The sequence below is a fragment of the Kribbella sp. NPDC050820 genome (genome assembly GCF_040653975.1).
Taxonomy (GTDB): Bacteria; Actinomycetota; Actinomycetes; order Propionibacteriales; family Kribbellaceae; genus Kribbella.
The window spans coordinates 87099-102749 of the sequence record NZ_JBFAHB010000007.1; the positions used below are offsets into that span (position 1 = coordinate 87099).

Below are 15651 nucleotides of genomic sequence, written 5' to 3' on the forward strand. Positions count from 1 at the left end.
TAGTGATTCTTCATCGGGGGCCTCGGAGCTTCCGTTCCAGCGGGTGCTCGACGAACTTGTAGAGCAGCCACGAGGCGAAGATCGAGAGGACAAGGACACCGGCGTACCAGGTCAGGTTGGACCAGCCGATCGGCCCGGCCACACCGTGGTACTCCTTGATCGCGTACAGGATGGTGGCGTGCACCAGGTAGAACGCGTACGACCACTGGCCGAGCGCGACCAGCGGCTTGCTGCGCAGCCAGGACCGGCCACCGCGGGTGTCCCGGGAGGCGACGGCGAGGATCAGGAAGCCGTACAGGAGGGTCAGGACTTCCTTCTGGCACAGGCTCATGGTGGTCGCGAACGGGACCTGGGTCGGGTGCAGACCGGAGTAGTACAGCGTGTACAGACCGGCGGAGGTGACGAGGAAGGCGAACCAGACCGGGATCCGCGGCTTCCAGCCGGTCCGCAGCGCGATCGCCAGGCCGATCCCGAACAGGAACGCGACCGAGTGCAGGATCGGCTGCGGCAGCACCGGCACGAGGTCCTTGTAGTGGAACAGCGCCAGTCGGTAGGCCCCGCCGACGACGATCACCGCGACGCACAGGATCAGGCCGCCGGCCACCTTGAGCTTCTTCGTGGCCCGCCAGACGAACGGGAAGTACGCGTAGAAGAACGCCTCGACCGACAGCGTCCAGCCGGCCGGGTTGCCGCCGTACAGCACGACCGGGTTGTTCGACCAGCCCTGCAGCAGCAGGCCCGACAGCACCAGCACGGTGATCGAGACCGGCTTGATCCACAGCATCCCGGCCGGCGGGTCGAACCGGTAGAAGACGAAGATCGCCGCGATCAGGGTGAGGAAGTACAGCGGGAAGATCCGGGCGAACCGGCGCCGGTAGAAGGTGCGGATCTTCGTCCCCGGCTGGGCCGACCAGGTCAGCACGAAACCGGACAGCACGAAGAAGAACGTGACCCCGGACGTCCCGTACTTCAGGAACCTGTGGATCGGCAGCGGGGCCAGCTGGGTCATGTGGTGCGCGAACACGAAGAACGCCGCCCACCAGCGCAGGCCGGTCAGCGACTCCACCCGCGGCAGCCGCTTGCGGGGCTCGGTCGGCGGCGGCCCGGACTCACCCGGGAAGCCACTGACCGGAGCACCCGGAGGCGGCGCGGCCGTGTCGGTGGTGGTAATGGCCGAAGCCGCCGGCCCCGGAGAGCCCGGGGTGGGCGGCTGGCTCTGTTCTTCGGCGGCTTTGGTCACGTAGTTACTCCGTGAGTGCGGCGACGACACGCTCGGCGGCGTGTCCGTCTCCGTAGGGCATGGGGCGGTCGGCTGCCGGCGCCGGCCGGGCGGCCAGCTCGGGCAGCTTGCTCACGTCGGACGTAAGGACGTTCCAGCCGTCCTCCAGGGTCTCGACCCACTCGGTCTCGGTGCGCAGCGTGGTGCAGACCCGGCCGAGCAGGAAAGCCTCCTTCTGCAGGCCGCCGGAGTCGGTCACCACACCGGACGAGCCGAGCACGGCCGCGACCATGTCCGGGTACGCCAGCGGCTCCCGGACGTGCAGCGAACCGTCCGGACGCTCCAGCTTGATGCCGTGCTCCGCGCACTTCGCGACCAGCCGCGGGTGCGCCAGCAGCAGCACCGGGTAGCCGGCGTCGGCGAGACCGTCGACGATCGCGGCCAGCCGGGCCGGGTCGTCGGTGTTCTCGGCCCGGTGGATCGTCGACACGACGTACTCGCCGCGCTTCAGGCCTTCCGGCAGCTGGAACGAGTCGTCCGTCACCGCGTCGCGGACCCGGAAGCACACGTCGGTCATGACGTCGCCGACCAGGCGGGCGCGGTCCTTCAGGCCCTCGTTGGCCAGGTGGTCCATCGCCACCTGGGTCGGAGCCAGCAGGATGTCGGCCGCGTGGTCGGTCAGGACCCGGTTGTGCTCCTCCGGCATCCGCCGGTTGAACGACCGCAGCCCGGCCTCCAGGTGCGCCACCGGCAGGTGCATCTTCACCGCCGACAGCGTCCCGGCCAGCGTCGAGTTGGTGTCGCCGTACACGAGCACCCAGTCGGGCTTGTGCTCGTCCAGTACGGCGTCCATCGCGGACAGCATCGAGCCGGTCTGGACCCCGTGGCTGCCGGACCCGACACCCAGGTGGACGTCCGGGTCCGGGATCCGCAGGTCGGCGAAGAACACGTCGGACATGTTCTTGTCGTAGTGCTGGCCGGTGTGCACGATCACGTGCTGGTGCTCGGTGGCGGCGAATGCCTCCGCCACCGGCGCCAGCTTGACGAACTGCGGTCGTGCCCCGACGACGCTCAGGACCTTCATGACTCGGCGGGCTCCCCGGCGACCTTGATGGTGCGGTCCTCACCAGCGGACTGGATCACGGCCTCGGCCACCCGGACGGTGGTCAGGCCCTGCTGCAGCGTGACGATGTCGGCCTCCTTGCCCAGCACGGCGTCGCGGAACGCCTCGTGCTCGGTGCGCAGCGGCTCCGGCTTGCTGATCGCGTACCGGATCATGTCGCCCTCGCTGACACCGCGGAAGTGCGCGACGTCGTCCCAGGCGGTCTGCACGGTGCCGTTGGCGTGGAAGGACAGGTCGGCCAGCAGCGTGTCGGCGATGAACGCGCCCTTCTCGCCGGTGACGACGGTGAGCCGCTCCTTCATCGGGGACAGCCAGTTGACCAGGTGGCTGGTCACGGTGCCGTCGGCGAGCTTGCCGGTCACCGCGATCAGGTCCTCGTACTGCCGGCCGGACTTGTGCGCGCTCTGCGCGGACACCGTGACGAACGGCGACTGGGTCACCCAGGCGGTCAGGTCGATGTCGTGGGTGGCCAGGTCGAGCACCACGCCGACGTCGGCGATCCGGGCCGGGAACGGGCCCTGGCGGCGGGTCGTGATCTGGTAGATGTCGCCCAGCTCACCGGCCTCCAGCCGCACCCGCAGCGCCTGCAGCGCCGGGTTGTACCGCTCGATGTGACCGACCGCGCCGATCACACCGGCCGCCTCGAACGCCTTGGCGATCTCGGTCGCCTCGGCCGAGGAGCCGGCCAGCGGCTTCTCGATCATCGCGTGCACGCCGGCCTCGGCCAGCGCCTTGGCGATCTCGGCGTGGTACTGGGTCGGCACCGCGACCATGCAGTAGTCGATGCCCTCGGCGATCAGCTGCTCGATGTTCTCGTGCACCGGACGGCCGGCGGCGACGTTGAACTTGTCACCGCCCGGGTCCGCGACGGCGACCAGGTCGACGCCCTCGAGGGACGCCAGGACGCGGGCGTGGTGACGCCCCATCATGCCCAGGCCGATCAGGCCCGCTCGCAGGTTCGCCATCTCACGCACCAGCCTTCGCCACGGTGTTCACCGCGGCCACGATCCGGTTCAGGTCTTCCTCGGACAGCGAGGGGTGGACCGGCAGCGAGAGCACCTCGGCCGCGGCCTTCTCGGTCTCCGGCAGGTCCAGCTCACGCCGGAACGAGGGCAGCCGGTGGTTCGGGATCGGGTAGTAGACGCCGCAGCCGACACCGTGCTCGTTGCGCAGCGCGTCGGCGAAGCCGTCGCGGTCCTCGGTCACCCGGATCGTGTACTGGTGGTACACGTGGGTCGCCTCGGCGGCCACCGCCGGGACGGCGACACCCTGCAGGTTCGCGTCCAGGAAGGCCGCGTTCTCCTGCCGCTGCTTGGTCCAGCCGGCCAGCTTGGTCAGCTGCACCCGGCCGATCGCGGCGTGCAGGTCGGTCATCCGGTTGTTCAGGCCGACCAGCTCGTTCTCGTACTGCTTGAGCATGCCCTGGTTGCGCAGCAGCCGCATCCGGCGCTCGATGTCGGCGTTCGCCACCGAGTTCATGCCGCCCTCACCGGACGTCATGTTCTTGGTCGGGTACAGGCTGAACATCGCGAACTCGCCGAAGGTACCGACCTGCGCGCCGTTCCAGGTCGCGCCGTGCGCCTGCGCGGCGTCCTCGTAGATCTGGATGCCGTGCTTGTCAGCGATCGCCTGCAGCGCGGTCATGTTCGCCGGGTGGCCGAACAGGTGCACCGGCATGACGGCCTTGGTCTTCTCGGTGATCGCGGCCTCGACCGCGGCCGGGTCCAGGCAGAAGTACGTCGGCTCGACGTCGGCGAACACCGGGGTGGCGCCGGTCAGCGCGACGCTGTTCGCAGTCGCGGCGAAGGTGAAGGACGGGACGATGACCTCGTCACCGGGGCCGACACCCGCGGCCAGCAGACCGAGGTGGAGACCCGACGTGCCGGAGTTCGTCGCGACGCACGCACGGCCGGAGACCAGCGCTGCGCCGAACTCCTGCTCGAACGCCGCCACCTCGGGGCCCTGGGCCAGCATCCCGGACTGCATGACCCGGTCGACGGCTTCGCGCTCCTCCTTCCCGATGATCGGCTTCGCGGCCGGAATCGGCTGCACCATCAGTTCTCCTCCATGTCTTCACCGGCCGGCCGCAGCCGCCCGTCGGTTTCGATGTACATCTCGCCCGTGTTCGGGCACTTCCACTCGCCGTCACCGACGGCGAGCAGCGGAACGCCGGCCTTGCCGACCCACTTGATGCGGCGGGCCGGTACGCCGGCGACCAGCGCGAAGTCTGGCACGTCCTTGGTCACCACCGCACCCGCGGCGACGGTGGCCCAGCGGCCGATGGTGACCGGCGCCACGCAGACGCTGCGCGCCCCGATCGAGCAGCCTTCCTTCATCGTCACGCCGACCGGCTCCCAGTCGTGGCCGCTCTTCGGCGACCCGTCCGGGTTGACCGCGCGCGGGAAGTAGTCGTTGGTGAGCACCACGGCCGGGCCGATGAACACGCCGTCCTCGAGCACGGCCGGCTCGTAGACCAGGGCGTAGTTCTGGATCTTGCAGTTGTCGCCCATCCGGACCCCGGTCCCGACGTAGGCGCCGCGGCCGACGATGCAGTTCTTCCCCAGCACCGCGTTCTCGCGGATCTGGGCCAGGTGCCAGACCGACGAACCGTCGCCGATCTGGGCGCGGTCGTCGACGTCGGCGGACGGCGCGATGCGGGACGTCACAGGATCTCCTTCGTACTGAGCCAGCTGGTGAGTGCTTCGGCCGAGCGGCGTCCGTCGTGCAGCTCCGCCACGAAGGCGGGTCCGGCGGCCGCCCGCTCGGCGGCGGCGTCACGATCGGCGATCAGGCCGGTGAGAACATCACCCAGAGTGTCGGGATCCGCCTCCACGATCGGCACCTCTCGCCCAGTCAGAGTACGCACCCGTTGGCGCACACTTTCACCGACGTACGAGACGACGATCCGCCCGGCGGCGAGCGCTTCGGCAGCCGCCACGCCGTACAGGCCAATTCTGAGCTGGTCTACAACGATGTCAGCGTCGCCGATGACCCCCGGCATCCCGCTGTGCGGCACACCGGTGATCCGCCGGTACTCCAGCACCCCGCTGTCGTGCAGCTCGGTCAGCACGGCGTCGATCCGGTCGGTGCCCTTGAGCTGCGCGTTCGACGGAACGTGGACGACGACCGGACGCTCGCCGCTGAACAACGGCCGCGCCGCCTGCGCCCACGGCGCCGGGTCGATCGCGACCGGCAACCACTGCGCGTCGGGTACGTCGTCCAGCAGGTCGACCGTGGACACGAAGACCGGCAGGCCCAGGCTCTCGACGAGCTCGGCGTGCCGGCGGGCCTGCGTCTCCAGGCGCTCGGTCAGGTCGTCACCGGGGGCGAACGGCGACCAGCGCTCGCGCTTCGCGTGCCGGCTGGGCAGCCGGATGTCGGAGCCGTGGAACAGCAGACCGACGTTCACGCCGGCTGCCAGCAGCGCGGCGATGTCGGCGGAGGCGTCCGGGAAGCCGCGGGCGCCGAAGATCGGGCGCAGCGACTCCACCAGGACGTGGGTGTGCGAGCCGACGTACTGCTCCTGGGCGCGCTGCCAGCGGGGCTGGCCGAACCACGCGAGCGCGACGCCGTAGTCGGTGGCGAACTGGAACTGGCCCTTGCGGTGCAGGGCGAACGAGACGGCGCCGACCTCGGGCAGGGTCTTGGCAGCCTGTGCCCAGGCGTAGCCCTGCCCGGCGGAGTTGGTCGGTCCGACCAGCATCCGCACTGGGGTCGTCGCCACCGGCGGGAACGCCGGCAGCTGCGCGTACGAGTACCGCAAGCCGCGCAGGCGCCGCCGGACCGCTCCCGCGGTCCGGGCGAGTGGCGCCGGCAGGTGCTCTCGGATCGAACGCGACGCCGTCATCGAATCACCCATTACCTGCCGGTGCCTTCAGCATGTCCAGCTCGCGGCGGGCGGCCGGGATGCCGAGCACCACTGGGGTGCTCGCCTTCCGCTGGCCGAGGTTCCAGCCGGCCCAGATCGCACCGGCGTCCAGGGCGACCACGACGTCGGCCTTCTCGATCGTCGTCATCACGTCCCGGCGACTCAGCACCCGGGCCCAGTAGGTCTTCCCCAGATCGCTGCTGGCCCGCTGCCCTCGCAGGAACTTCACCGGCGCCGACGTCTTGATTGCCTTAGGCAACATCCGCCCGGCGACCTTCTTCCCCTTCCGCGCCCGCCACTGCACAGCCTTGACGACCCGCTTCATTCCAGTGGGCCTGGGCTTCGGAGTGGGCGCAGGTGCGGGACCGGCGTCGGTGACTGCGGCGGCTGCAGGAGCAACCTGAGCTTCGTCCGCGGTGACAGCTTCCGGTTCGGCGACCGCCTCGGGGGCGATGACCGCGTCGGGGGCTTCTTCCGTCGGATCGGCGACCGGCTCGGGCTCGGGCGCGGGAGCGGCGGGCATGCGGCCGGGGCCGATGAGGGTGAAGGAGTTGACCTTGTCGGCCACCCAGCCACCCGGTGCGACCCAGCCGACCACGTCGAGGACGACGTTCGGGTCGCCGAGGTCCTCCTTGACGGTGTCGAAGTACGCCGGAGGCAGCCGGCGGGTGCTCAGCAGTACGACGTTCTTCACGCCCGGACTCCCTTCACGGCGGCGGCCAGCGACTCGATCCGCGGGTCCAGCTGCAGGTCCCGCCGGTAGGACGCGCCGAACTCGCGCGCCTTGGCCCGGATTCCCTCGTCGGCCGTCCGGGCCGCGTGCGCGGCCTCGGTCAGCGCGGCCGCGATCGCCTCCGGCGTCACCTCGGCCACCGGGAACCACAACGGGTGCCCGCGCAGCACGTCGGACGCCGCGTTCTCCGGGTCGTGCACGGACACGACCGGCAGCCCGGTCGCGAGGTACTCGAACACCTTGCCGCTGGTCACGTACCGGCCCTTGCCGAGCATCAGCAGCTGGACGTCGAACTCGTCGTACGCCTTGGCGATCTCGGCCTTGCCGACCGGGCCCTCGTAGCTGACCCCGTCGTCCTTGGCGTTGTTGATGGTCGCCAGCATGTCGGCCCGCGGCTGGGCGTAGTACCCGAGGTAGCCGTGGATCTTCGCCTTCGCGCCGGCCAGCTCCTCCGACGACGAGCGGGCGATCTGCCAGCCCTCGACGAACTCGGCCAGCGGCACCTTCGGCGACACCGTGCCGACGTACCCGAACACCAGCGGGCGGTCGGTGACCGGCCCGCGGTCGTTGGTGTCCGGCACCAGGTCCGGGTCGAAGCCGTTGGCGACGGTGTGCATCCTGGCGGCGTGCGCCGGGTAGAGCTGCTCGTGCCAGTCCTTGATCGGGTCGTTCACGAACCAGACCTCGCGGGCGGACTCGACCAGCTTCTTCTCCCACTTGGCCGCGCGGCTGTTCGGCTCGTGCAGCCGGTCACCGGTGAAGACGTCCAGCAGCCAGGCGTCGCGGTAGTCCATCACGTACGGCACGCCGTGCTTCTGGTGCAGCCGGTACGCGGCGGTGAACGCGACGTGCGGGTTCGCGGTGGCGACGGTCAGGTCGACCTTGTGGGCGGCGTGGATCCGCTCCGCGGCCTTCTCGATGATCGAGCGCCACGGCCCGTACCCGGTCTCCGGGAACGGGATCTGGTCCTGTTTGGTGCGCCACTTGCTCCACAGCTTCGGGTTCGCGGCCCGGCGCTTGGACCACTTGCGCAGGTCGGCTTCCAGGATCGGCCACTCGAACGGGACCCGGACGACCTCGACGGACGGGTCGACCCGCTCCTCGAGGGTCAGGTCGGCGCCGGTGAACCGGTGGAAGGTCTCCCGTTCGGCCGTCAGCACGGTCACCTTCCAGCCGAGCGCGGCGAACCGGTTGGCCGTGGCCAGGGCCCGGTAGACACCGCCGCCCCGGCAGGGCGGGAAGCCCCAGGCGACGTACAGCAGGTGTGGGCGGTCGGTCATGTACTTCCTCTTACCAAGTCGAGAATCGCGTCGGCCAGTTCGTCGTACGGCGTGGTCGTGGGCAGATGGTCCGCCGCCCACTGAAGCGCGTGGTCGCGCAGTTTCTCCAGCTCACCCGGATCCGCGGACCAGCGACGCAGCGTCTCGGCCGCCTCCGTCACCGAGTCCACCAGGACTCCGCCACCGGACTCCTCGATCACCTTGGACTGCCGGGGCAGCCGGGTGGACAGCACGGGAAGACCGCTGGCGAGGTACTCGTAGATCTTGGACGGCATCGCCTCCACGAAGGCCGGAGTCGGCTGCAGCATGGCCAGGCCGGCCCAGGCGCCCTGCGTGAGCCGCCAGGAGTCGGCCGGCGGCTGGCGTCCGTGCAACCGGACCCGGCCGGCCAGGTCGGACTGGCCGATCCGGGCTTCGAGCTGGTCCCGGTCCGAGGGTGCGACCGGGCCGATCAGGTCGAGTGACCAGTCCGCCGCCGCGGCGACGGTCTCGACCATGTCGAACAGGCCACGGCTGGCCCGCAGGTCCCCGACGTACACGGCCCGTGGCGCGCCGGACGGCGGCGTCGGGGCCAGGAACGGCACGTAGGGGAAGTTCTGGACGACGATCCGCCGCTTGGCCTCGTGCGGCGCGAGGTGCGAGTCGGCGACCACGGTCAGGTCGGCCCGGGCGGCCAGCTTGGAGCTGGCCCGGACGATCAGCCGGGCCGGCAACCCGGCCGGGCCCTTCGCCCAGGCGCGGTCGGCGAGCAGCCGACCGTAGTCCTCGTGCACGTCGGCGACCATCTTGCGGCGGCGCACGGCGGTGACGAGCCGGGTGACCGGGATCATGTCCGGGTCGACCGTCATCACCACCTTCGCGCTGGTCCGCCACGGCAGCACCGCCGTCCGGGCCAGCCGCTGGACCAGGTTGCCGCGCGGACCGGCGTGCACGACCGCGCCGGCCGGTCCGGCCTCGGCTTCACCCAGGCCCCAGAGCTCGACGCTGAGCTGCCGGCGCTGCAGCGCCGCGGTGATCTTGTGCAGGCGCGCGTCCGCCACGTCGTGACCGGTCGTGATGATCCCCACGTCCGGCGCCGTGCTGCGTGCCATCGGTCAGAGGTCCTCGAGCGAGACGGATTCCGCTTCGCCGACCTGCAGGAACTTGGTGTACGCCGCGATCACCTCGTCCGGTTGCCCCCGCATCATCAGCTTGCCCTTGTGCAGCCAGATGCAGTCGTTGCAGAGCTCGCGGACGCTGCTCATCGCGTGGCTGACCAGGAACATGGTCCGGCTGTTGGTGACCAGGTCCTGCATCTTGGCCGCGGCCTTGGTCTTGAACTTGGCGTCACCGGCGGACAGCGCCTCGTCGATCAGCAGGATGTCCGGGTCCATGTGCACCGCGACGGAGAACGCCAGCCGGCTGAACATGCCGGACGAGTACGTCCGCATCGGCATCTCCATGAAGTCACCGAGCTCGGCGAACTCGGCGATCTCCTCGTACCGGGCCTGGATCTCCTTGCGGCTCAGGCCGGCCGCCAGGCCGCCCAGCACGACGTTCTCCCGGCCGGACAGCGCCGCGTTGAAGCCGACACCGAGCGACAGCAGGGTGGAGACCCGGCCGTGCACCTCGATCCGGCCGGTGGTCGGCGGCAGGATGCCGGCCACCGCACGCATCAGCGTCGACTTGCCGGCGCCGTTCGCGCCGATGATGCCGATGGTGGTGCCGTGGTCGACGTCGAAGGACACGTTCTGAACGGCCTTGACCTCGCGGACCGCCCGCTCGCCGCGGCCGAACCGGACCAGCGCGCTCTTGAAGGTCGGCACTCGCTCGAACGTGGTCCGGTAGGTGATGGACACGTCCTGGACCTTCACGGCCGGCATGCCCGACGGGGTCTTCTGCATCGGCTTCTTCTCGGTCTCAGAGACGGACAACGAACTCACGCTCCCTCGACATGAAGAACAACGAGCCGATCACGAACGCCGCGATCGCCCAGAAACCGGCGCCGGCCCACATCTCCCAGTTCGGGATGTCGCTGCGGACCAGCAGGTCGGTCCACCCGCCGATCAGCGAGTAGAGCGGGTTGTACTGGATGAAGCCCTTGAACTTCTCCGGCGCCTGCTCGGCGAACCAGAGGACCGGGGACAGGTACAGCCAGATCCGGACGAAGTACGGCAGGAAACTCGTGGTGTCGCGGAAGTACACCTGCAGGGCGGCGAAGATCATGCCCATCCCGGCCGCGAAGATCGTCAGGAAGGCCAGGAAGACCGGAGCCAGCAGCATCTGCCAGCCCAGCGGCTGGCGCATCAGCAGGTGGATCACCAGATACACGCCCAGCGTCGGCAGGAACCGGAAGAACGCCGTCCGGACCGCCGACAGCGGCAGCAGCATCCGCGGGAACGACTGGTTCATCAGCAGCTTGCCGCCGCCGACCACGCTGGCCGCACCGGCGGTCATCGCACCGGAGAAGTAGTAGAAGGCGAACAGCCCGCCGCACATGTGGGCGAACCGCTCCGAGGCGTCGACCTTCGAGCTACCGCCGGCGATGATGTCGACCAGCAGGTAGTACACCGCCGCCAGCAGCAGCGGGTTCAGGACCAGCCACACCTGACCGAAGAAGGTGTTGGTGTTGGCCGCCCGGATGTTCGTCCGGGACATCTCCGCCGCGAACTCCCGGCGCTGCCACAGCGCCTTGAAGTAGGGACGCAGCTTCGGCAGGCCGACCTTGTGCGGTTCGTACACGTGCACCGACGGGTTGAACTCCTCGTCGACGCTTGTCGCGTTCATTCAGGCGACGCCTCTCTCTGCCCGGTATCCGACTGGGGCTCGGCGGCTGCCGCCCGGTACGACGGCGGGCCACGCAGACCGGGAAGCAGAGTAGCGGATCGGCGTCAATACCGACGACACAGTGGTCCTCCATAGTGAGCAACGACGTACAGACGGCTACCAAACGTCGAGCCCTGCACCGAAGCACCGACTGACGGCTCCGTCGCGGTCGCCCATCGCCGATCGTTATCTGGAATATACATTTGACGCCCTCGGACGGCCAAAACGCCTTCCACAGCACGAAAAATCGCGGTCAAATCGCGGCTGCGGCCGGGACGGTGTTCAGAGGTACGACGTCCGCCGTACGCCGGAAGTTCGCAGGCCCCGGAGTGACGTGTCCCACCGCGATTGTGAAGCCGGTGAGCTGTGCGGGCTGCTGTTACCGGTGGGGCCCCAGGGGGTGCTTCCTGGCCGGGGCGAGCCGGGCGGGGCACGTCAGGTCCCCGCTCCCCATGGACAGCCTCACCATCCACGGAGTTCCGCTCAGCACCTCCCTGGGGTCCACCCTGGATCCGGGGGCCTGCCCGCCATGGGCGGAAGCGGGCCGGGCACACGCCGGATCGACGGGCACGATGACCAGGGCGGCGGTCATCGCACCGAGACCGACCGAGGAAGGCAGGTGCGGGTTCGCACCGGGGGCGGCAGCGCCGAAGCGAGCGGCGGCGGGATGCAGAACCGGTCGCATCGGACTCTCCTCCTCATCGGCCTCACGATGGAGATGCACAGTTTGTACACCCTCCAGCACAGCCGGTGATGGCACGGAAGTGCGAGGGCACCGATGCGCCGGGATCGAGACCCAACCGAAACGGGCTCCGCTGACGTGACAGCGAACTCGGGCCAGAATTGGAACAGCAGCCCGGCGGCGCTCAGGTGGTCCGTCGCCGGGCTGCTGGACCTCAATTCTCGCTCACGACTGCGAAGAAGTGGTGGCCAGATGGTGACACGGCACAAGAATGCTGACAGGACAACAAACATCGCTGGGTGCGTAGACGTCGCCACGGACAGTGCGTACCTCGCTGACTGTACGGTAACCGCTATCGCCCTACCCTGGAACGGCGGTAGCGGACAGTGACAGCACTCGGAAGGGAGGCGAGGGTTGTGAGCACAACCGACACGGAGCGTGCCGACCACCTGCGCGTCCTCGGGCTCAGCGACGACGAGATCAAGGTCTACCAGCACCTGCTGCGGACCGGCCCGTCGTCGATCACCGAACTGGACGACGCGGTGCCCGGCCGCCAGGCCACCATCGACGCGACCCTCGGCGGGCTGGTCCAGGCCGGACTCGCCCGGCGGTCCGGCTCGGACCACTCCCGCTACCTCCCGGTGCCTCCGGACGCCGGTCTCGAGGCGATGACGCTGCGCCGCGAGTCCGAGCTCAAGCAGGCCCGGATCGAGGTCCTGAATGCGTACGACGAGTTCCGCCGGACCGTGCACAACGAGTCCACCACGCACCTGATCGAGGTCGTCACCGGGAACGCGATCGTCGAGCGGATCCGGCAGATCAAGGGCGGCGCCCAGCGCGAGATCCTGGCCATCGACTCCCCGCCGTACTACATCGGCGGCCCGAACCAGGAGGAGATCGACCACCTCAAGCGCGGCGTCTCCTACCGGGTCGTGTACTCCCCGGAGTCGGTCGAGGTGCCCGGCTACCTGACCGAGAACATCCTGCCGTGCGTGGAGGCCGGTGAGCAGGCCCGGGTGCTGCCCGACGTGCCGGCCAAGCTGACCATCATCGACGGCTCGATCGCGTTCGTGTCGATGTCGGTGCGCGACACCGACGTGAACCGGTCGCTGCTGATCATCCGGCCGAGCAGCCTGCTGACCGCGCTGATCGGCATGTTCGAGCTGTGCTGGCGCAACGCGCTGCCGCTGCACGCCTCGGTCGGCGCGGAGGACGACCGGCTGGAGCCGATCGAGCGCCGCCTGCTGGCGTTGCTCGCGACCGGCGCCGCGGACGACACGATCGCGCGCACGCTCGGCATCAGCCGCCGTACCTTCTTCCGCTACCTCGAGCGGCTGATGAACCGCACCGGCGCCAGCACCCGCTTCCAGCTCGCCCTGCACGCGGCCCGGGAGAACTGGCTGTAAACCCGTTGCTCAACACAACAAAGGGTCCCCGGCAAACGCCGGGAACCCTTTGTTCCGACGATTTCAGGACGCTGCGGCGGTGAACTCCTTCGCGACGACCTCGGCGATCTGCGCGGTGTTCAGGGCCGCGCCCTTGCGCAGGTTGTCGCCGCAGACGAACAGCTCGAGGGCGTTCGGGTCGTCCAGGGACTTGCGGATCCGGCCGACCCAGGTCGGGTCGGTGCCGACCACGTCGGCCGGCGTCGGGAACTCACCCTCGGCCGGGTTGTCGAACAGCAGCACGCCCGGCGCGTCCCGCAGTACCTCACGGGCCTCGTCGGCGTTCACCTCGTGCGCGAACCGGGCGTGCACCGACAGCGAGTGGGTGGTGATCACCGGCACCCGGACGCAGGTCGCGGACACCTTCAGGTCGGGCAGGCCGAGGATCTTGCGCGACTCGTTGCGGACCTTCAGCTCCTCCGACGACCAGCCCTCGTCCTTCAGCGAGCCGGCCCACGGCACGACGTTCAGCGCCAGCGGAGCCGGGAACGGGCCGAGCGCGTTGCCGATCACTCGCCGTACGTCGCCCGGCGTGGTGCCCAGGTCGCGATTGCCGGCCACCTTCATCAGCTGGTCGTAGAGCGCGTCGATACCGTCCTGCCCGGCGCCGGAGGCGGCCTGGTACGACGCCACGACCAGCTGCTCGAGCTCGTAGCGGTGGTGCAGCGCGCCCATCGCCACGATCATCGACAGCGTCGTGCAGTTCGGGTTCGAGATGATGCCCTTCGGCCGGTTCCGGGCCGCCTCGGCGTTCACCTCGGGCACCACCAGCGGCACGTCGTCGTCCATCCGGAACGCGCCGGAGTTGTCCACCACGACGGCGCCCTTGGCGGCCGCGATCGGGGCCCAGTGCGCGGACACCTCGTCCGGTACGTCGAACATCGCCACGTCGATGCCGTCGAAGGCCGCCTCGCTGATCGCGACGACCTCGACCTCCTCGCCGCGGACCTTGAGTTTCTTGCCTGCGGAGCGCTCGGACGCGATCAGCCGGATCTCTCCCCACACGTTCTCGCGGGTGGAGAGCAGGGCCAGCATCACCGTGCCGACGGCGCCGGTGGCGCCGACCACCGCCAGCGCGGGCAGGCCCGTCCGGTCCTCGGTCTGGTTGTCCAAAGCGCTCACAGGGGTCACCGTCCAGTTCCTCCGTACACGACAGCTTGGGTGTGCTCGTCGTCCAGGTCGAATGCAGTGTGCGCCGCGGTCACGGCGGCGTCCACCAGGTTCTCGTCCACGACCACCGAGATCCGGATCTCCGAGGTGGAGATCATCTCGATGTTCACGCCGGCGTCGGCGAGGGCGGAGAAGAATTTCGCGGACACGCCCGGGTGCGAGCGCATTCCGACACCGACCACCGAGACCTTACCGATCTGGTCGTCGTACAGCAGCTGCTCGTAGCCGACCTCGTCCTTCATCCGGGCCAGCGCGGACATCGCCCGGGCGCCGTCGGCGCGCGGCAGCGTGAACGAGATGTCGGTGCGGTTGGTGGCCACCGCCGACACGTTCTGCACGATCATGTCGATGTTGGTCTCGGCGCCGGCGACCGTCTCGAAGATCCGGGCGGCCTCACCGGGCTTGTCGGGCACCCCGACGACCGTGATCTTGGCCTCGCCGCGGTCGTGGGCCACGCCGGAGATGATCGCCTGTTCCATCTGATTCAGTTCCTTCGCATCGACGACCCAGGTGCCTTCCTTCTGCGAGAAGGAGGAGCGCACATGGACAGGGACGTTGTAGCGCCGCGCGTACTCCACGCAGCGCAGGTGCAGCACCTTCGCGCCGCAGGCGGCCATCTCGAGCATCTCCTCGTAGGAGATCTTCGGGATCTGCTTCGCGGCCGGCACGATCCGCGGGTCCGCGGTGAAGATGCCGTCCACGTCGGTGTAGATCTCGCAGTAGTCCGCCTCCAGCGCGGCGGCCAGCGCGACCGCGGTGGTGTCGGAGGCGCCGCGGCCCATCGTGGTGATGTCCTTGGTGTCCTGGGCGACGCCCTGGAACCCGGCCACGATCGCGATGTGGCCCTCGCCGAGGGCCTCCTCGATCCGGCCCGGCGTGATGTCGATGATGCGCGCGTTGCCGTGCGCCGAGGTGGTGATCACGCCGGCCTGCGACCCGGTGAACGAGCGGCCCTCGTAGCCCAGGTTCGCGATCGCCATCGCCAGCAGGGCGGCCGAGATCCGCTCACCCGAGGTGAGCAGCATGTCGAGCTCGCGCGGCGGCGGCAGCGGGGAGACCTGCTGGGCCAGGTCCATCAGTTCGTCGGTGGTGTCGCCCATGGCCGAAATGACCACCACGACGTCGTTCCCGGCCTTCTTCGTCGCGACGATCCGTTGGGCCACGCGCTTGATGCTCTCGGCATCGGCGACCGAAGAACCGCCGTACTTGTGCACGACGCGTCCCACAGGTGTCTCCTCAAACCACTGGTTGCGGTACGCCGTGCGGCGTTGCACCAGGCGTAGTCTCGGGCCCTCATTCTAGCCGTGACTCGTTCGTTGCCTACCC

14 protein-coding genes are annotated in these 15651 nt (G+C 69.4%); 1 reads left to right on the plus strand and 13 read right to left on the minus strand.

All coding sequences use genetic code 11. The features are described 5' to 3' along the window. Positions 1-10: 10 nt before the first annotated feature. The 11 genes from AB0H36_RS09105 to AB0H36_RS09155 are packed head-to-tail and all read right to left on the minus strand — an operon-like array spanning position 11 to position 10989. Positions 11-1240: an acyltransferase family protein gene (locus AB0H36_RS09105; protein ID WP_360519065.1), complete on the minus strand. Its 1230-nt coding sequence runs from the start codon at positions 1238-1240 to the stop codon at positions 11-13. A 4-nt stretch (positions 1241-1244) separates the two neighbouring features. Next, the gene (gene wecB, locus AB0H36_RS09110) at positions 1245-2303 is read right to left on the minus strand and encodes a UDP-N-acetylglucosamine 2-epimerase (non-hydrolyzing) (protein WP_360519068.1); all 1059 of its coding nucleotides are present in this window, start codon (positions 2301-2303) and stop codon (positions 1245-1247) included. Beyond that, positions 2300-3307 (minus strand): Gfo/Idh/MocA family oxidoreductase, encoded by a 1008-nt coding sequence (locus tag AB0H36_RS09115; protein ID WP_360519071.1) that lies wholly within the window; start codon positions 3305-3307, stop codon positions 2300-2302. The genes wecB and AB0H36_RS09115 overlap by 4 nt, the downstream gene beginning before the upstream one ends. Position 3308: 1 nt before the next feature. Further along, positions 3309-4400 (minus strand): DegT/DnrJ/EryC1/StrS family aminotransferase, encoded by a 1092-nt coding sequence (locus tag AB0H36_RS09120; RefSeq protein ID WP_360519412.1) that lies wholly within the window; start codon positions 4398-4400, stop codon positions 3309-3311. Continuing rightward, entirely contained in the window at positions 4397-5032 is a 636-nt protein-coding gene (locus tag AB0H36_RS09125) for an acyltransferase (protein ID WP_360519415.1), read from the minus strand. Before AB0H36_RS09125 ends, AB0H36_RS09120 begins: the two co-directional genes overlap by 4 nt. Then, positions 5005-6189: a hypothetical protein gene (locus AB0H36_RS09130; RefSeq protein ID WP_360519074.1), complete on the minus strand. Its 1185-nt coding sequence runs from the start codon at positions 6187-6189 to the stop codon at positions 5005-5007. Before AB0H36_RS09130 ends, AB0H36_RS09125 begins: the two co-directional genes overlap by 28 nt. Positions 6190-6193: 4 nt before the next feature. After that, the gene (locus AB0H36_RS09135) at positions 6194-6904 is read right to left on the minus strand and encodes a hypothetical protein (RefSeq protein WP_360519077.1); all 711 of its coding nucleotides are present in this window, start codon (positions 6902-6904) and stop codon (positions 6194-6196) included. Then, positions 6901-8223, minus strand: coding sequence for a glycosyltransferase (locus tag AB0H36_RS09140; RefSeq protein ID WP_360519080.1), 1323 nt, complete (start codon positions 8221-8223; stop codon positions 6901-6903). Before AB0H36_RS09140 ends, AB0H36_RS09135 begins: the two co-directional genes overlap by 4 nt. Further along, positions 8220-9314, minus strand: coding sequence for a glycosyltransferase (locus AB0H36_RS09145; RefSeq protein WP_360519083.1), 1095 nt, complete (start codon positions 9312-9314; stop codon positions 8220-8222). Before AB0H36_RS09145 ends, AB0H36_RS09140 begins: the two co-directional genes overlap by 4 nt. Positions 9315-9317: 3 nt before the next feature. Beyond that, complete coding sequence (locus AB0H36_RS09150) at positions 9318-10136, minus strand: ABC transporter ATP-binding protein (protein ID WP_360519086.1); 819 nt, start codon at positions 10134-10136, stop codon at positions 9318-9320. Next, a complete protein-coding gene (locus AB0H36_RS09155) occupies positions 10123-10989 on the minus strand; it encodes an ABC transporter permease (protein ID WP_360519089.1) in 867 nt (288 codons plus the stop codon). Before AB0H36_RS09155 ends, AB0H36_RS09150 begins: the two co-directional genes overlap by 14 nt. Before the next feature lie 1137 nt (positions 10990-12126). On the opposite strand from AB0H36_RS09155, the gene AB0H36_RS09160 reads away from it, so the two are divergent. After that, positions 12127-13116, plus strand: a complete 990-nt coding sequence (locus AB0H36_RS09160) for a helix-turn-helix domain-containing protein (RefSeq protein WP_360519092.1) — start codon at positions 12127-12129, stop codon at positions 13114-13116. A 63-nt stretch (positions 13117-13179) separates the two neighbouring features. On the opposite strand, the gene AB0H36_RS09165 is transcribed toward AB0H36_RS09160, so the two are convergent. Continuing rightward, positions 13180-14286 (minus strand): aspartate-semialdehyde dehydrogenase, encoded by a 1107-nt coding sequence (locus AB0H36_RS09165; RefSeq protein WP_360519095.1) that lies wholly within the window; start codon positions 14284-14286, stop codon positions 13180-13182. After that, a complete protein-coding gene (locus tag AB0H36_RS09170; RefSeq protein ID WP_360519098.1) occupies positions 14283-15551 on the minus strand; it encodes an aspartate kinase in 1269 nt (422 codons plus the stop codon). Before AB0H36_RS09170 ends, AB0H36_RS09165 begins: the two co-directional genes overlap by 4 nt. Positions 15552-15651: the final 100 nt, after the last annotated feature.